Genomic DNA, 17,693 nt, shown 5'->3' with positions numbered 1-17,693 from the left:
CCTACGGCTACTGGCCGCCCATGATGGACGAACCGACAAACGGATCCACTGCGAGTGCAATGAACAGGAGCGTGAGGTAACTGATGGAGCCATGGAAGACCTTCATGGCTCCCTTATCCGAGACGTCGCCGCCCTGGGCACGGTTGTGGAGGGCATGTGACTCGTAGAGGAACCAGGCCCCCGCAAGCACGGCCGTGACGGTGTAGACCCATCCCGCTCCGCCGACCGGCACCAGCAGCAGCGAACACACCACCATGGCCCAGGCATAGAGGACAACCTGGACGGACACAACCTTGGCGCCGGCAATGGCACCGAGCATGGGTACGTTGGCGTTCCGGTAGTCCTCGCCGTAGCGCATGGACAGCGGCCAATAGTGCGGTGGCGTCCAGAGGAAAATCACCATGAACAGCACCATTGCGGGCCATTCAACGGTGTTGGTGACGGCGGCCCAGGCGATCAGTACGGGGAAACAGCCTGCCGCTCCGCCCCACACGATATTTTGGGCCGTGCGGCGCTTCAGGATCATGGTGTAAATAACGACGTAGAAAACGATGGCCCCGAGGCCCAGCCATGCGGACAGCGGGTTGGCGCCCAACCAGAGAATGGCAATGGCAGCCGCGCCAAGGACCCACGCGAAAACAAGGGCCTCGCGGGGCGTGACCTCGCCGGTGACCAGCGGCCGTTTCTCCGTGCGGTGCATCAGTTTGTCGATGTCGCGGTCAAGGTAGCAATTGAAGACGCCGGCGCTGCCTGCGGCGAACGCGCCACCCACAAGAGTGGCGAGGATCAGCCCGATAGACGGGAATCCACGCTCGGCGTAGATCATGGTGGGCAGTGTGCTGACCAGCAGGAGCTCGATCACCCGGGGTTTGGTGAGAGCAAAGTACGCCTTTGCCTTGCGGGCGAGTCCGGCCTTCCCCATAACCGGGGAAGCGTTCAGCGGCGTATCTGTTGTGCTCACGTTGGCAGTCACTCTGTTCTGTCTGGCTGTTTTCCCCGGCTGATCGGCAGCACGGTTCAGTCCCCACGGCGGCATCTGACAGCTGCGGAATCCCGCCGGGGGGCCCGCGCTGTCTGCCGGTGGCCTCCGCTTATCATACCGCGGCCAGGTGGCCGCATAAGGCGGCTGATTCAGCCCGCATGATCGTGGACGCGCCGATTCGCGCAGATTAACTCAACCTCACCGACGCCCGAGGGACAAGGTGATTCATAAACGCGAAATTGAGTCCATTTGGTGAGATTTACACTGACCGGAGTTTGGAATAGAGCTAAGCTGTCTGCAGATCAGCGCGCAACGGGATTCGCCAGAAAACGCATTCCCACTCATCACCTGCGACTGAATGATAGATCAACGTTTCAATGGTGAACGGCTGGTAAATACACACCGCAGCGGGCACCGAACTGTGCCCGGGATCGGCGTGTCCATACCGCCTGCCGTCAGCACAGAGAGGGGCCCGGTTTTCGTGCCACATTTGGAAGAGCAAGAACTGTCATGGACCAGCTTGGACCAGCGCGCCGTTGACACGGTCCGCATTTTGGCCGCGGATGCTGTGGAAAAAGTAGGCAATGGCCACCCCGGCACTGCCATGAGCCTGGCTCCGGCCGCGTACCTTCTCTTTCAGAAGCTGATGCGGCACGATCCCAGGAATCCGGGCTGGCTGGGACGCGACCGTTTTGTCCTGTCCCCCGGCCATACATCGCTGACGCTGTATATCCAGCTGTTCCTTTCCGGCTACGGCCTGGAGCTGAAGGACCTGCAGGGTCTTCGCACCTGGGGCTCGCTGACCCCCGGGCACCCCGAGTACCGGCACACTGCCGGTGTGGAGATCACCACGGGCCCGCTGGGACAGGGTCTCGCCTCATCCGTCGGCTTTGCTTACTCCCAGCGCCGCCAACGCGGACTCTTCGACCCGGAAGCGGAACAGGGTGCGAGCCCGTTCGACCACACCATCTGGGTCATCGCTTCCGACGGCGACCTCCAGGAGGGTGTCACCTCCGAGGCCTCATCCCTCGCGGGGCACCAGGAACTCGGCAATCTTGTTGTTATCTACGATGAGAACCACATCTCCATCGAAGACGACACCGACATCTCCTTCACCGAAGACGTCCTGAAGCGCTACGAAGCCTACGGCTGGCATACCCAGCGCGTGGACTGGACCAAAACCGGTGAATACGTCGAAGACGTCCAGGAGCTTTACTCCGCACTGGTCACCGCTAAGGCCGAAACCACCAGGCCTTCCATTGTTTCGCTGCGCACCATCATCGGCTACCCTGCGCCGAAGAAGCAGAATACGGGCAAGATCCACGGTTCCGCCCTGGGCGCCGAGGAAGTCGCAGGACTCAAGAAGGTGCTGGGCTTCGACCCTGCCAAGTCCTTCGACGTCGACGAAGACGTCCTGGCCCACGCCCGCGCCGTGGTGGACCGCGGCTCCGCCGCACGCAAGGAATGGGAAGAGTCATTCACCGCCTGGCAGTCCGCCAACCCTGAGGCTGCCGGCCTGCTCGAGCGTGTGGAGGCCCGCGAGCTTCCGGCCGGGATGGATGGCGCCCTGCCCGTTTTCGCGGCCGGCAAGGACGTCTCCACCCGTGCAGCATCGGGCAAGGTCCTCAACGCACTGGGCCCGGTCATGCCGGAACTGTGGGGCGGCTCCGCTGACCTCGCCGAGTCCAACAACACCACCATCGAGGGTTCACCCTCGTTCATCCCGGCGTCAAGGCAGACCGACGCCTGGTCCGGGAACCCGTACGGGCGGGTGCTGCACTTCGGCATCCGTGAGCACGCCGCCGCTTCGATCGTGAACGGGATCAGCCTCCACGGCCGGACCCGCGCGTTCTCCGGCACGTTCCTGATCTTCAGCGACTACCAGCGCCCGGCCATCCGCCTCGGCGCGCTGATGGGCGTCCCGTCCCTGTACGTCTGGACCCACGACTCCATCGGCCTCGGCGAAGACGGCCCCACGCACCAGCCAGTGGAGCAGCTCGCGTCACTGCGCGCCATCCCGGGCCTGGACGTGGTCCGCCCCGGAGACGCCAACGAAGTCTCCGCGGCATGGAAGACCATGCTTCAGAACCACGAAAACCCGGCCGGTATTGTCCTGACCCGCCAGAACATCCCCACTTATGCGCGGGGCGAAGGCCCGGCCGACGGCGATGTCTTCGGATCCACCGCAGGAGTTGCGAAGGGCGGCTACGTCCTCGCCGAGGCATCGGCGGACGGCAAGACCGTCCCGGCCCGGGCAATCCTGATCGGCACCGGCTCTGAAGTGCAGCTGGCTGTCAAGGCCCGGGAGGCACTCCAGGCCGAGGGCATCCCCACCCGTGTTGTCTCCATGCCCTGTGTGGAGTGGTTCACCAAGCAGGACCCCGCCTACCGGGAATCAGTATTGCCTGCAGCAGTGAAGGCCCGTGTCTCCGTCGAGGCCGGCCTGGCTCTGGGCTGGCGCGAATTCGTCGGCGACGCCGGACGCTCCGTCAGCCTCGAGCACTACGGCGCCTCAGCGGACTACAAACGCCTCTTCCAGGAATTCGGCATCACAGCAGCAGCAGTTGCCGCCGCCGCCAAGGAATCCCTCGCCGGACTCCAGTCCTGACACGCACCCACCAGTTTCTAGGAGATTTTAAATGACTACAACTCCCACACAGCAGCTCTCCGACGCCGGCGTATCCATCTGGCTCGATGACCTCTCCCGCGAAAGGCTGTCCAGCGGCAGCCTGCAGAAGCTGATTGATGAAAAGAACGTTGTCGGTGTCACCACGAACCCCAGCATCTTCCACGCAGCGATCACCACGGGCCACTACTACGATGGCAAGATCGCCGAACTCGCAGCAAAGGGCGCAAGCCTCGAAGAGACGATCTTCGAGATCACTACCACTGACGTAGCCGATGCCTGTGAGCTGTTCGCACCTGTTGCGGCTGCATCCAAGGGTGTTGACGGCCGCGTCTCCATCGAGGTGGATCCCCGCCTCGCCTGGGACACCGCCGGCACTATTGCCGAAGCCAAGCACCTGCACGCCAAGGTGAACAAGGACAACGTCCACATCAAGATTCCGGCAACCCTTGAAGGCCTCGGGGCCATCACGGCCACGCTGGCCGAGGGCATCAGCGTCAACGTGACCCTGATCTTCTCCCTTGAGCGCTACCGCGCCGTCATCAACGCATTCCAGAGCGGACTGGAGCAGGCCAAGGAGAACGGCCACGACCTCTCCACTATCCACTCAGTGGCGTCGTTCTTCGTATCCCGCGTTGACTCCGAGATCGACAAGCGCCTTGACGCCATCGGCACCGATGAAGCCAAGGGCCTCAAGGGCAAGGCAGGCATTGCCAACGCCCGTCTCGCGTACCAGGTCCACGAAGAGCTTTTCTCAACCGAACGCTGGGCGGTGCTGGCCGAAGCCGGTGCACTCCCCCAGCGTCCGCTCTGGGCCTCCACAGGCGTTAAGGATCCGGCATACCCGGACACTCTGTACGTCACGGAACTCGTGGCACCCGCCGTGGTGAACACCATGCCTGAGAAGACTCTCGAGGCCGCGTTTGACCACGGCACCGTCACCGGAGACACCGTCACCGGCGGCTACAACGATGCCAACGCAACGCTGAATGCACTTGACGCCCTGGGCATCTCGTATAACGAAGTTGTGGCCGTGCTGGAATCCGAAGGCCTGGACAAGTTTGTGGCCAGCTGGAAGGAATTGCTGGCTGACGTCGAGGGCGCCCTCGCCTCTGCACGGAAGGACTCCTAGTCCACATGGCCACTCTCAGCTACGACGCCACGGGCGCTGCCCGGAAGGCCCTTGAGCAGCACCTCCCCGCTCTGGTGCAGGACCGCATTGCCACGAGGATTTTCGCCAAGGACCACACGCTGTGGGGCCCCGATGCAGAATCCGAATCGGCCGTCCGCCTCGGCTGGGTCGAGGCCGCAGCCGTCTCGCAGCCGCTCGTGGACGGCATCCTGGAGCTCCGGGATGCCCTGAAGGCTGAAGGCGTCACCCGTATTGTCCTTTGCGGCATGGGCGGCTCCTCACTTGCTCCCGAGGTCATCGCCGGTACCGCCGGCGTAGAGCTGACCGTGCTGGACAGCACTGACCCCGAACAGGTCAGCGCTGCCCTTGCTGACCGGCTGGAAGAGACCGCAATCGTGGTCTCCTCCAAGTCGGGTTCCACTCTGGAAACAGATTCGCAGCGGCGGGTCTTCGAACATGCGTTCAACGAGGCCGGAATCGATGCCAAGAGCCGGATCATCATCGTCACCGATCCGGGTTCACCGTTGGACAAAGCGTCCAGGGAAGCCGGCTACCGGGCCGTTTTCAACGCGGATCCGAACGTCGGCGGACGCTATTCGGCCCTCACTGCGTTCGGGCTGGTGCCTTCCGGCCTGGCTGGCGTGGACATCCAGGCTTTCCTGGACGAAGCCGAAGAAGCGGCCGAAATCCTGAACGAGGACGCCCCGGAGAACATCGGCCTGGCCCTCGGAACGGCCCTGGGCGGAACCAATCCGCTGCGCAACAAGATTGTGATCGCCGAGAACGGCTCCGGCATCGTGGGCTTCGCTGATTGGGCTGAACAGCTCATCGCCGAATCCACCGGCAAGCTCGGCACCGGCGTCCTGCCGGTGGTGGCCGGTCCGGCATCGCCGGAGGTTTCCTCCGGCGCCACGGACATCCTGGTGGTGCGGCTGGTTGCCGCGGACGCCGACGTCGAACTTGGTGAAAACGAAGTTGCCATTGCCGGCGGGCTGGCCACCCAGATGATGGTGTGGGAATTTGCCACGGCCGTGGCCGGCCGACTGCTGGGCATCAACCCGTTTGACCAGCCAGACGTCGAAGCCGCGAAAGTGGCCGCCCGCGGTCTGCTGGACGCCCAGCCGGAACCTGGCCCCGCAGCCTTTGTGGACGGCGCCATCGAGATCCGCGGCGGCGAATGGCTTGGTGATTCCCCGACGGTTTCGGCAGCCCTGTCATCGCTGCTCGCCGAACTTGCCGCTGACAGCTACCTCAGTGTCCAGGTTTATTTCGACCGGCTGGCGTACGCGCCGCTTGGGGGTATCCGGGATCAGCTTGCGGTAGTCAGCGGCCGTCCGGTCACCTTCGGCTGGGGCCCGCGCTTCCTCCATTCCACGGGGCAGTTCCACAAGGGCGGACCGGCAATCGGCGTGTTCCTCCAGGTCACTGCGTCATCCGCCGAAGATCTTGCCATCCCGGACCGTCCGTTCACGTTCGGCGAACTGATCTCCGCACAGGCTGCCGGCGATGCGCAGGTCCTCAGCGAACACGGACGTCCCGTTCTCCGCCTGCACCTGACTGACCGCGCCGCCGGTGTTGTCCAGCTGCAGGAAATCGTCTCAGCGCTTGCCGGCCAGGCAGCATCCGCCCCTGAAAGTTAAGGCACCGAAGCAACCATGCCAGAAACTGAAAACGGCAGAAAGCCGGCCTCCCGGGGGCGTAACCCGCTCCGGGATCCGCGTGACCGCCGTCTGAACCGGATCGCCGGTCCCTCATCGCTTGTCCTCTTCGGGGTGACGGGCGACCTCGCACGCAAGAAGCTCATGCCCGCCGTCTACGATCTCGCCAACCGCGGGCTGCTGCCGCCCAGCTTTGCTCTGGTGGGCTTCGCACGGCGGCAGTGGGACAACGAGGACTTCGCGGCGGAAGTCAAAGAGGCCGTCAAGGCCTATTCACGGACCCCGTTCGATGAAGCGGTCTGGAACCAGTTGTCTGAGGGCATCCGTTTCGTTGAGGGAGAGTTCGACGACGATGCCGCCTTTGAGCGGCTTGGTGACACTATCGCCGAACTTGATGAGCACCGCGGAACGCGCGGGAACCATGCGTTTTACCTGTCCATTCCGCCCAAGGCATTCGAGCTGGTGTGCCGGCAGCTGTCCAAGCATGGACTGGCGCAGGCCGACGGTGACAAGTGGCGCCGGGTGGTGATTGAGAAGCCTTTCGGAAACGATCTGGAGTCCGCGCGGCAGCTTAACGACATCGTGGAGTCGGTTTTCCCGCCGGACGCTGTCTTCCGGATCGACCACTACCTCGGCAAGGAGACGGTGCAGAACATTCTGGCACTGCGCTTCGCCAACCAGCTGTTCGAGCCGCTGTGGAACGCCAACTACGTGGACCACGTCCAGATCACCATGGCCGAGGACATCGGAACCGGTGGACGTGCCGGGTACTACGACGGCGTGGGTGCAGCGCGTGACGTCATCCAGAACCACTTGCTGCAGCTGCTGGCTCTCACCGCCATGGAAGAACCCATCTCCTTCAACGCAGATGATCTCCGAGCCGAAAAGGAAAAGGTCCTGGCTGCCGTCAAGCTTCCGGATGATCTGTCGTCGCACTCTGCCCGCGGCCAGTTCGCCGGCGGCTGGCAGGGCGGCGAACAGGTCCAGGGCTACCTCGAGGAAGACGGCATTCCGGCCGATTCGACCACCGAGACGTTCGCTGCGATCCGCGTTGACATCAACACCCGGCGCTGGAACGGCGTGCCGTTCTATCTGCGTGCCGGCAAGCGGCTGGGGCGCCGTGTCACTGAGATCGCGGTGGTGTTCAAGCGTGCTCCCAACTTGCTCTTCCTGGATCACAGCGAGGACGACTTCGGCCAGAACGCCGTGGTGATCCGGGTGCAGCCTGACGAAGGTGCCACCATCCGTTTCGGATCCAAGGTTCCCGGCACCCAGATGGAAGTGCGCGATGTCACCATGGACTTCGGCTACGGCCACTCGTTTACCGAGTCCAGCCCGGAAGCCTACGAGCGTCTGATACTGGATGTGCTGCTGGGCGAGCCCCCGCTGTTCCCCCGGCACCAGGAGGTCGAACTCTCCTGGAAGATCCTGGACCCCTTCGAAGACTACTGGGCGGGCCTGGCCGAACAGCCCGACCCCTATGCTCCCGGAAGCTGGGGGCCTGCCTCGGCCGACGAACTCCTTGCCCGTGACGGACGAACCTGGAGAAGGCCATGATTGTAGATCTTCCCGACACCACAACCTCCAAGATCTCTAAAAAGATAATGTCCCTGCGCGAGCAGGGCGGCGTTATAGCCCTTGGCCGTGTGCTTACCCTCGTGGTTGTGACCAAGTCCGGGCTGGAAGAGGAAGCGATCGAGGCAGCCAACGAGGCCAGCCGTGAACATCCCTGCCGGATCATTGTGCTGGCTGATGCCGGCTCCAAGGCACCGGATAAACTTGACGCCCAGATCCGCGTGGGCGGCGACGCCGGCGCCTCGGAGGTCATTCTGCTGCGCGGTTTCGGTGAGCTGGCTCATGAAAGCGAGTCTCTCGTGGCCGCTCTCCTGCTGCCGGATGCACCGATCGTGGCCTGGTGGCCCCACGGCGCGCCGCAGAGTGCCTGCGACACGTCGATCGGACGGATCGCACACCGCCGGATCACAGACTCGGCCAACGAGGCCGATCCCCAACAGGCCCTGGAGAACATCCGCAAAACATACAAGGCCGGTGACACGGACCTCGCCTGGACCAGGTTGACCAACTGGCGCATCCAGCTGGCTGCCGTGCTGGACCAGGTGGATTCGTCTCCGGTGACGGCAGTGGCCGTTGAAGGGGCCTCCGACTCCCCCAGCACCATCCTGCTGGCGGCCTGGCTTACGCTGGCACTTGATGCTCCCGTCACGATTGTCGCGGATCCGGCCGGTACAGGAATCCGGCGTGTCCGTCTCACCCGGGCCAGCGGCGACGTGCAGCTGTTCCGCCCCGGGCTCTCCGTGGCCGAACTGACCCAGCCGGGTCAACCTGCGCAGCGGATTTCTCTTCCGCGTCGCAGCCTGCGTGACTGTCTGGCCGAAGAACTGCGCCGGCTGGATCCCGACGAGGTGTTCGGCGAAGTGATTACTATTGGACTGCCACGAACCAATCTAAGGAGCGTCCGTCCCAGTGAGCGTTGAACCCAGAGTAAGCATCCACCCTGATTCCTCCGTACTGATGGCCGCCATTGCGGCCCGGCTGATCACCAAACTGGTGGATGTCCAGGACAAACACGGCGAGGCCACGGTGGTGCTGACCGGGGGTACCGTGGGCATCGGAACGCTGAAGGCTGTCGCGGACTCCCCGGCGGCTCCCGCCGTCGATTGGTCAAAGGTGAACTTCTGGTGGGGCGATGAGCGCTTTGTTGCGGCCGGCGATGCCGACCGCAACACGGGCCAGGCCCGGGGGGCACTGCTGTCCCACATTGCGGTTGATCCGGCCCGTGTGCACGAACCGGGTTCCACCGACGATTTTGGCAGTCCTGAAGAAGCGGCCGCGGATTACGCCCGCAGGCTCAGCGAAGCTGCCCAGGCCGAGCATTCTGCCGATACCTCGGACGACCGACCGGAAAACCCGGGAACCCTTCCCCGTTTCGATGTGGTGCTTTTGGGAGTCGGCCCGGACGCACATATAGCATCGCTCTTCCCCGAGCAGGGCGGAATCCGGGAAAAAGAGCTCACGGTAGTGGGCGTCCGCAATTCACCCAAACCGCCATCGGAGCGCATTTCGCTGACACTTCCAGCCATCAACACGGCTGCTGAAGTGTGGATGGTAGTGGCCGGCGAAGACAAGGCCGGCGCTGTAGGCCTGGCCCTTGCTGGTGCCAATCCGGTTCAGGTTCCGGCGTCCGGTCCGTCAGGCCGGTCCCGGACACTGTGGCTCATCGACGAAAACGCAGCCTCACGTGTCCCGGAGCAGCTCGTCCGCAACGAGTCTGCGGGCTCGTAGTTTTTCGAGCGCTCCGGCCAGAAGGTCCTCGGCGTCCTGGCTGGAGCGCCGTTCTTTAACATATTCCAGATGGCTCTTGAAGCCTTCGTCGGCTGGTTCCCGCAGTGCCGAATCGTCGTTGTTCCTCGACGCCTGCCCTCCGCACCTGCGGCAGTCCCAAAGGACAGGGATCTGGCTCTCCGGCAGCTTAACAAAAACAGGCCGCGTCTCGTGTCCTTTGGCGCACCAATAGGAAACACGAATACGCGGCAACCGCTCGCCGACGATCTCATCGGGCTGGTTTTTCGGACCTGATCCTTCCGTGGCACCCACACGGGTGCCACGGAATCCTGATGCAGTATGCACCATAGGGAACTCCTGGCTACTGGACTTACCGGCTGTTGGAGGCCAACAGCCACAGTTTAGTTCGGAATCCCCGATGGCGGCAGTGCCACGACCTGGCAGACAGGCGAATCCGGGGCAAATTCCCCTATGAATCGCCGCCTGAGGTGAAGCGCATCAGCAGACCCAATGCGATGATCACAACGCCCCAGGTGATACCGAGGATGACAGTAAACCTGTTCAGGTTCCGTTCTGCCACACCGGACGAACTCAGGCCGGAGCTCATACCGCCACCGAACATGTCCGACAGACCGCCACCCCGTCCTTTATGGAGGAGGATAAGAAAAGTCAGCAGAAGGCTGGTGATGCCCAGGAGAATCTGCAGAATGACATGAAGAACGTCCACGACGGCCTTTCAGAAGATTGGAATGGCGGGAGTCCCGGCTGTGTCCGGACTAATCCGTCAGCAGGTGACTCTCGAACCTGACAATATTAGCAAACTCCGCTGGATCAAGGCTTGCCCCGCCAACCAACACGCCGTCGACGTCGGCTTCGTTCAGGATGGCCGCAACATTGTTGGCCTTGACCGAACCACCGTAGAGCAGCCGGACCTTGGCCGCAACGTCGCCATCAAACAGCTCAACGAGTTCCGCACGGATCGCGGCGCACATTTCCTGAGCGTCGTCCGGCCCGGCAACTTCGCCGGTTCCGATAGCCCAAACGGGCTCGTACGCCACCACCAGCTTGGCGGCCTGCTCGGCGGTGAGGCCGGCAACAGCTGTGCGCAGCTGCTTGAGTGTGTGCTCCACATGGGTGGCGGCTTGCCGGATCTCGAGACCCTCGCCGACGCACAGAACAGGGGTGACTCCGTGCCGGTAGGCGGCGTTGACCTTGGCGTTCAGGACGTCATCGGTTTCGTTGTGGATGGTCCGGCGTTCGCTGTGGCCCACCAGCGCGTATTTGCAACCCAGCTTGTTGAGGAACTGGCCCGAAGTATCACCGGTATAGGCGCCGGAGTCGAACTGGGACAGGTCCTGGCCACCATAGGCGATGCTCAGTTCATCGCCCTGGACCAGGGTCTGCACACCGCGGAGGTCCGTAAACGGCGGAAAGACAGCAACCTCCACGCGGTTGTAGTCGTGCTTGGCGTCAGACAGGGTCCAGGCCAGTTTCTGCAGGAGGGTGATGCCCTGGACATGGTCCATGTTCATCTTCCAGTTGCCCGCGATGAAAGGCGTGCGGTCAAAAGTGCCGTTCGTTGACGTGGTCATGTGTTCTCCAAAAAGTGCTTGTTATGTGAAGAGCCGGCAGGGTGCCCTCAGGCACCCTGCCGGCTGCAGTACTTAGCGGTCCAGGACGCTCAGGCCGGGGAGTTCCTTGCCTTCAAGGTATTCCAGGCTGGCGCCTCCGCCAGTGGAAATGTGTCCGAACTGGTCATCGGCAAAGCCGAGCGAACGCACCGCGGCCGCGGAATCCCCGCCACCCACCACGGTGAAGGCGTCGACTTCAGTCAGTGCCTTTGCCACAGCACGGGTGCCGCCGGCGAATGCCTCAAATTCGAAGACACCCATGGGTCCGTTCCAGAACACGGTTTTTGCGTCTCTGATCCGCTCAGCAAATGTCTTTGCGGAATCAGGCCCGATGTCCAGACCGATGCCCTGCGCCCCGAAGCTGCTGCTTTCGATTGCTTCGGCTCTGACGGTCTCGTGGTCTGCGTCCGCGGCGAACCTGGCAGCAACCACAACGTCAGTGGGAACCACAAACTCAGTGCCCGCGTCCGCGGCACGCCGCAGATAATCCTGGACTACCGGGATCTGGTCCTCTTCCAGCAGGCTGCCTGCTACCTTGTGGCCCTCGGCTGCAAGGAAGGTGAAGAGCATGCCGCCGCCAACCAGTATGGTGTCGGCCTTGCCGATCAGGTTGTCGATGACCGCCAGCTTGTCCGAAACCTTTGAACCGCCAAGAACCACCACGTAGGGCCGCTGCGTATCAGCCGTGAGCTTGCGCAGCACCTCGACTTCGGTGTGGACGAGGTCGCCTTGGTACGACGGAAGCCGGGTGGCGACGTCGTATACGCTGGCATGCTTGCGGTGCACCGCACCGAAAGCGTCATCAACAAACGCTCCGTTACTGCCCGTCAGGGCCACCAGTTCATCGGCGAACCCGCCGCGCTGGTCGTCGTCCTTGCTGGTTTCGCGCGCGTCGAAACGCACGTTCTCCAGAACCAGTACTTCGCCGTCCTGCAGCGAGGATGCGAGCTCCTTTGCCGAGCTGCCGACTGTGTCCTGCGCCAGGCTGACCTTGAATCCGGCCAGCTCGGCCAAGCGTGCGACGGCGGGCTTCAGGGAGTACTTGTCTTCTGGTGCGCCCTTGGGGCGTCCCAGGTGTGCTGTTACCAGCACGCGGGCACCGGCGTCCGTGAGCTTTCCCAGCACTGGCAGAGAGGCTTTGATGCGGCCGTCGTCAGTCACTGTAGAGCCGTCGAGCGGCACATTCAGGTCACTTCTGACAAGAATGTACCGCCCGCGGACACCTTCAGCGATCAGTTCGTTGAGGGTGTGGAATGTCATGTCTCTAACCCTAGCCCAGCTTGGATGCGACGAGCTCCGTGAGATCCACGAGCCGGTTGGAGTAGCCCCATTCGTTGTCATACCAGGAAACAACCTTGACCTGGTTGCCGATCACCTTGGTGAGGCCGGAGTCGAAGATCGACGAGGCCGGATCGCCAACGATGTCCGAGGAGACGATCGGTTCGTCGGTGTAGCTCAGGATGCCCTTGAGTTCCACCGACTCGGACGCCGCCTTGAGTGCGGCGTTGACTTCCGCGACGGTGACCTCGCGCGAAACCGTGACCGTCAGGTCAGTGGCGGAACCGGTGGGGACGGGCACGCGGATGGCGTAGCCGTCCAGCTTGCCCTTCAGCTCCGGCAGGACCAGGCCGATTGCCTTGGCCGCGCCGGTGGAGGTGGGGACCATGTTGATGCCGGCAGCACGCGCACGGCGGAGATCGGAATGCGGGCCGTCCTGCAGGTTCTGGTCTGCGGTGTAGGCGTGGATGGTGGTCATCAGGCCACGTTCAATGCCGAAGGAGTCATTGACGACCTTGGCCAGCGGGCCGAGGCAGTTGGTGGTGCAGGATGCGTTGGAGATGATGTTGTGCGCAGCCGGATCGTAGAGCTCGTGGTTGACACCCATCACGATGGTGATGTCCTCATCGGAAGCCGGGGCGGAGATCAGGACCTTTTTGGCGCCGGCGTCAATGTGCTTCTGCGCTGCGGCGGCCTTGGTGAAGAAACCGGTGGATTCGATGACGATGTCGACACCGAGCTCGCCCCAGGGCAGCTTGGCGGGATCGCGTTCAGCGAGAACCTTGATGGACTTGCCGTCCACCACGATGTTGCTGTCGACAACCTCGACAGTCTGGGTGAGGCGTCCGCCGACGGAGTCGTACTTGAGCAGGTGCGCCAGCGCTTCAGGGCTGGTGAGGTCGTTGACTGCAACGATCTCGAGGTCGGCTCCCTGTGCCAATGCGGCGCGGAAGTAGTTGCGTCCGATACGGCCAAAGCCGTTGATACCAATACGGGTCGTCACTTTTTCAGTCTCCTTGGTGCTCTTGCAAGCACACTTAGTTGAGTCAGGCGTTCAAAGCCAACTAACAGATCCCGCACGCCATTGGGCAGAGATGATTACCAGATCGGAGGGCGACCAGCCACATTGCTGAAGGCTGACCGCCTTCCGTGATCCATCTTACGTTTAAGGGGGTCTGCCCCCGCAAGTGCAGGGGCAGACCGTCCACGATTCGGCCTAAAGCGGGCTAAATGTGAGGTTTGTTACAACCGCCTGTACGGCAGATCACGTTCAGAGCGTGATCAGGCCGCTGGCGTTGGTGCGTGCAGCTTCGAACCGCTTGGCTACGTCTGCCCAGTTGACGATGTTCCAGAATGCCTTGACGTAGTCAGCCTTGACGTTGACGTAGTCCAGGTAGAAGGCGTGCTCCCACATGTCCAGCATCAGCAGAGGTGTGGTGCCCACTGCTACGTTGCCCTGCTGATCGTAGAGCTGTTCGATGAGGAGGTTTCCGCCAATGGGCTCGTAGGCCAGGAAAGCCCACCCGGATCCCTGCAGGGCAAGTGCCGCTGCGCTGAAGTGTGCACGGAATGCGTCGAAGGAACCGAAGGCGTCATCGATTGCTGCGGCCAGCCCGCCTTCCGGCTTGTCTCCGCCGTCCGGGGAAAGGTTGTGCCAGAACACCGAGTGGTTGATGTGGCCGCCGGTGTGGAACGCCAGATCCTTGGACAGGCGGTTGATGTTGGCGAAATCGCCCTTGTCACGTGCTTCGGCCAGCTGAGCCAGTGCGTTGTTGGCTCCGGCCACATAGGCAGCATGGTGCTTGCTGTGGTGCAGCTCCATGATCCTGGCTGAGATGTGGGGCTCCAGCGCTGCATAGTCGTAGCTGAGTTCAGGCAGTACGTACTCGGTCACAAAATCCTCCAATGTCGTGGACAGTTTGTCCGGTTCGGTAACTCTCGGATTGTGCATCCGGGTGGCTGAGCACCCGGAAAATTCCGGTGGCGGCTATCCTGTCCGTCCGGCCGATGCCATGGTCATACCTCTGCCGCGCGGCAGGTATTTCCACCACCTGGTTTCGATTCTAGGGGCGGTGTTACTCGTCCAGCATTTCGGGCGTCACATTGGCATCCGTGCCCGGGATGTTCAGGTCAATGGCCCGTTTGTCGGCCATGGCCAGCAGCCTCCGGATCCTGCCCGCAATCGCGTCCTTGGTCATGGGAGGATCTGCCAGCCGGCCGAGCTCGTCCAGGCTCGCCTGCTTGTGGCCCACCCTGAGCTCACCGGCGTATTTCAAGTGGTCGGGGACGTCGTCGCCCAGGATCTCCAGAGCGCGGTCCACCCGGGCACCGGCGGCCACCGCGGCCTGGGCGGAGCGGCGGAGATTCGCATCGTCGAAGTTGGCGAGCCGGTTGGCGGTGGCCCGGACTTCCTTGCGCATGCGCCGTTCTTCCCAGACCATCAGCGCATCGTGTGCGCCCATCCGGGTCAGCAGGGCGGCGATGGTGTCACCGTCCCGGATCACCACGCGGTCCACTCCCCTGACCTCACGGGCTTTGGCCTGGATTCCAATCCGCCGGGCAGCACCCACCAGGGCAAGTGCCGATTCCGGCCCGGGGCAGGTGACCTCCATGGAGGAGGACCGGCCGGGTTCGGTCAGTGATCCGTGTGCCAGAAACGCACCCCGCCAGACGGCCTCGGCATCGGCCGCCGAACCGTTGACCACTGCCGAAGGAAGGCCGCGGACGGGACGGCCGCGTGCATCAAGCAAGCCGGTCTGCCGGGCCAGTGCCTCACCGTCGCGGACCACTCTCACCACGTAACGGCTGCCGCGGCGCAGCCCTCCGCCGGACACCACGATGATCTCGCTCTGGTGTCCGTAGACTTCTGCGATCGCGGCCCTGAGCCGGCGCGCTGTGGACGCGAGGTCCACCTCGGCCTCGATCACGATCCGGCCTGAAATGATGTGGAGTCCGCCGGCGAAACGGAGCATCGCTGAAACTTCAGCCTTGCGGACTGAGGACTTCTTGACGTCCAGACGGGACAGTTCTTCTTTAACCGATGCTGTCAGTGCCATGGCACCTTCCTAACTGTTCCCGAAAATATCGTGGTAAGCCGTTGCCAGACGCAGGGGGTCATGGACGGGACGGCGGCCCAACGCCCCTACTTTACCCAAGACAACCTCGGCGCCGATCATCCCGGCGGCCTTCTCGAATTCAGGCAGGTCCGGAACGGAAGCCGGATCGGCAAGTACAACGTCCACACTGAAGTCCGGTGCGTATTTGCGAAGCGCATGAAGGTGGTCGGCCGCGGACATCCCGGAGGTCTCCTTGGTGTCCGTGGCCAGGTTCATGGTGAGGCACCGCTTGGCGGCGGTATCGCACAGGGCCTGCCGCATTTCGGGAAGCAGCAGGTGCGGAAGCACCGAGGTGTACCAGGAGCCGGGCCCGAGGATCACCCAGTCAGCCAGTTCTATGGCGGTCAGCGCCTCGATACACGCCGGTGCGCCATCAGGAACCAGCCTTACCCGTTCCAGGGAGCCGGCCACAGCGCACTTGGCCTGGCCGCTGATGGTCTGAATGGCGTATGTGCCGTCAGGAGCCGTGATGCGGACGTCCCCTTCGATGGTCAGCGGCACGGTGGACATAGGCAGCACCTGACCGCGGGCGCCGAGCAGCGCCCCCGCCCATTTGAGGCCGGCAACGGCATCACCAAGGAGCTCCCAGAGCGTCACGATCAACAGGTTGCCCATGGCGTGTTCATCAAGGGAACCGCCCTGCCCCTTGCCCGGCTGGAAGCGATGTTGCATCACGTCCCGCCAGGTGCGACCCCAGTCGGTATCGTCGCAGAGTGCGGACAGTGCCATCCGCAGGTCGCCCGGCGGGAGGACACCGTACTCTTCGCGCAGACGGCCGGAGGAACCGCCGTCGTCCGCTACAGTCACGATTGCCGTGAGTTCAGAGGTAAGCAGCCGCAAAGCGGACAAGGAGGCCGAGAGCCCGTGGCCGCCGCCGAGAGCAACCACGGACGGTCCCTTGTCCTGCTGGCCCGACGTCATGCCGTTCGCAGGCGGAATCAGCGGCAACGGGCCGGTAAGCAATCCCATTATTCGCGGCCCAGGTCCCGGTGCGTTGTGGTCACCGTGACGCGTGGATATTGGGCCAGCTTTTTGGAAAGCTCGACGGCGACAGCCACCGAACGGTGTTTCCCGCCGGTGCACCCCACGGCGATGGTGGCGTAATGCTTGTTTTCCCGGCGGTAGCCGTCCAGGACCGGTTCCAGCGCCAGCACATAGCGGTCCACGAAACTCTTGACTCCCTCGGCTTCAAGGACGTAATCGCTGACGTCCTTGTCCAGCCCGGTATGCGGACGAAGTTGGGGCACCCAGTGCGGATTCGGAATGAAGCGGACGTCGGCAACATAGTTCGCATCCACGGGCAGGCCGTATTTGAACCCGAAGCTCATGACATTGAGCCGCAGCGCCACCGGACCGGTCTCGCTGAAGAGTTCGGTGATGGCCGTAGCGAGTCCATGGACGTTGAACTCGGAAGTGTCCAGTACGACGTCGGAGGCGGCGCGCAGTTCCTTCAGCAGCTCGCGCTCGGCTGCTATTCCGTCAAGGATGCGTCCGCCGCCCTGAAGCGGATGCGGCCGCCGGCCCTGCTCAAAACGACGGACCAGGACGTCATCATTGGCATCGAGGAACAGTACGCGGAAGGTGACACCACTCGCCTCGAGCGCGCCCAGCGCGGCGCGGATGTCCGCAAACAGTGCTTTGCTTCGTACATCAACCACAACGGCAAGCTTTGGAATCGACTGCGGGGCGTGGGACACCAGCTCGGCCAGGGTGCCCAGCATCTGCGGCGGCAGATTGTCAACGACATACCAGCCGTGGTCTTCCATTGCATCCGAGGCCGTGCTGCGTCCCGCCCCGGACATTCCCGTCACCACGAGCAGCTCCGCTTCGAGGGGCTTGACCGGCGTCAAACCGTCCTGCCCCGTTCCGGACCCTGCCGTTGACTCTGCCATCAATCAAGCCCCATTCCTGCTATGTATTTTGCGTTGTCATTCGTCTAGCACCAATTGCGGAATCCCCGTTCCTTA

At 63.1% G+C, this 17,693-nt stretch carries 16 protein-coding genes; 6 read left to right on the top strand and 10 right to left on the bottom strand.

Going from position 1 to position 17,693, the window contains the following annotated elements; genetic code table 11:
* Nucleotides 1–7 precede the first annotated feature (7 nt).
* On the bottom strand, nt 8–973 hold the full coding sequence (locus tag V3C33_07895) for a heme o synthase (protein XAS69163.1): 966 nt from the start codon (nt 971–973) through the stop codon (nt 8–10).
* 499 nt (nt 974–1,472) lie between these two features.
* Here V3C33_07895 and tkt point away from each other — a divergent pair, with 499 nt between their 5' ends.
* Genes tkt through pgl form a run of 6 tightly spaced genes read left to right on the top strand, consistent with a single transcriptional unit; the run spans nt 1,473 to nt 9,701 of the window.
* Nucleotides 1,473–3,590 (top strand): transketolase, encoded by a 2,118-nt coding sequence (tkt, locus tag V3C33_07890; protein XAS69690.1) that lies wholly within the window; start codon nt 1,473–1,475, stop codon nt 3,588–3,590.
* A gap of 31 nt (nt 3,591–3,621) precedes the next feature.
* Complete coding sequence (gene tal / locus V3C33_07885) at nt 3,622–4,740, top strand: transaldolase (protein XAS69162.1); 1,119 nt, start codon at nt 3,622–3,624, stop codon at nt 4,738–4,740.
* Between the two features lie 5 nt (nt 4,741–4,745).
* Complete coding sequence (locus V3C33_07880) at nt 4,746–6,380, top strand: glucose-6-phosphate isomerase (protein XAS69161.1); 1,635 nt, start codon at nt 4,746–4,748, stop codon at nt 6,378–6,380.
* A gap of 15 nt (nt 6,381–6,395) precedes the next feature.
* Entirely contained in the window at nt 6,396–7,955 is a 1,560-nt protein-coding gene (gene zwf, locus V3C33_07875) for a glucose-6-phosphate dehydrogenase (protein XAS69160.1), read from the top strand.
* Complete coding sequence (locus V3C33_07870; protein XAS69159.1) at nt 7,952–8,893, top strand: glucose-6-phosphate dehydrogenase assembly protein OpcA; 942 nt, start codon at nt 7,952–7,954, stop codon at nt 8,891–8,893. The genes zwf and V3C33_07870 overlap by 4 nt, the downstream gene beginning before the upstream one ends.
* Nucleotides 8,883–9,701: a 6-phosphogluconolactonase gene (pgl, locus tag V3C33_07865; protein XAS69158.1), complete on the top strand. Its 819-nt coding sequence runs from the start codon at nt 8,883–8,885 to the stop codon at nt 9,699–9,701. Before V3C33_07870 ends, pgl begins: the two co-directional genes overlap by 11 nt.
* Here pgl and V3C33_07860 read toward each other — a convergent pair.
* From V3C33_07860 to rapZ, 9 genes are all read right to left on the bottom strand, one after another.
* Nucleotides 9,654–10,049 (bottom strand): RNA polymerase-binding protein RbpA, encoded by a 396-nt coding sequence (locus tag V3C33_07860; GenBank protein ID XAS69157.1) that lies wholly within the window; start codon nt 10,047–10,049, stop codon nt 9,654–9,656. The two genes, pgl and V3C33_07860, sit on opposite strands and share 48 nt — an antisense overlap.
* 121 nt (nt 10,050–10,170) lie before the next feature.
* Nucleotides 10,171–10,428, bottom strand: a complete 258-nt coding sequence (secG, locus tag V3C33_07855) for a preprotein translocase subunit SecG (protein ID XAS69156.1) — start codon at nt 10,426–10,428, stop codon at nt 10,171–10,173.
* 49 nt (nt 10,429–10,477) lie between these two features.
* On the bottom strand, nt 10,478–11,293 hold the full coding sequence (gene tpiA / locus V3C33_07850) for a triose-phosphate isomerase (protein ID XAS69155.1): 816 nt from the start codon (nt 11,291–11,293) through the stop codon (nt 10,478–10,480).
* 72 nt (nt 11,294–11,365) lie between these two features.
* A complete protein-coding gene (locus V3C33_07845) occupies nt 11,366–12,592 on the bottom strand; it encodes a phosphoglycerate kinase (GenBank protein ID XAS69154.1) in 1,227 nt (408 codons plus the stop codon).
* 10 nt (nt 12,593–12,602) lie between these two features.
* Nucleotides 12,603–13,613, bottom strand: coding sequence for a type I glyceraldehyde-3-phosphate dehydrogenase (gene gap / locus V3C33_07840; protein XAS69153.1), 1,011 nt, complete (start codon nt 13,611–13,613; stop codon nt 12,603–12,605).
* Nucleotides 13,614–13,880: 267 nt separating this feature from the next.
* The gene (locus V3C33_07835; GenBank protein XAS69152.1) at nt 13,881–14,504 is read right to left on the bottom strand and encodes a superoxide dismutase; all 624 of its coding nucleotides are present in this window, start codon (nt 14,502–14,504) and stop codon (nt 13,881–13,883) included.
* Between the two features lie 181 nt (nt 14,505–14,685).
* The gene (gene whiA / locus V3C33_07830) at nt 14,686–15,666 is read right to left on the bottom strand and encodes a DNA-binding protein WhiA (GenBank protein ID XAS69151.1); all 981 of its coding nucleotides are present in this window, start codon (nt 15,664–15,666) and stop codon (nt 14,686–14,688) included.
* A gap of 9 nt (nt 15,667–15,675) precedes the next feature.
* Nucleotides 15,676–16,695: a uridine diphosphate-N-acetylglucosamine-binding protein YvcK gene (yvcK, locus tag V3C33_07825; protein ID XAS69150.1), complete on the bottom strand. Its 1,020-nt coding sequence runs from the start codon at nt 16,693–16,695 to the stop codon at nt 15,676–15,678.
* A complete protein-coding gene (gene rapZ, locus V3C33_07820) occupies nt 16,695–17,618 on the bottom strand; it encodes an RNase adapter RapZ (protein ID XAS69149.1) in 924 nt (307 codons plus the stop codon). The genes yvcK and rapZ overlap by 1 nt, the downstream gene beginning before the upstream one ends.
* Nucleotides 17,619–17,693 lie beyond the last annotated feature (75 nt).

This window comes from Micrococcaceae bacterium Sec5.7 (assembly GCA_039636785.1).
Classification (GTDB): domain Bacteria; phylum Actinomycetota; class Actinomycetes; order Actinomycetales; family Micrococcaceae; genus Arthrobacter.
This window is presented reverse-complemented; position numbering and strand designations above follow the sequence as displayed.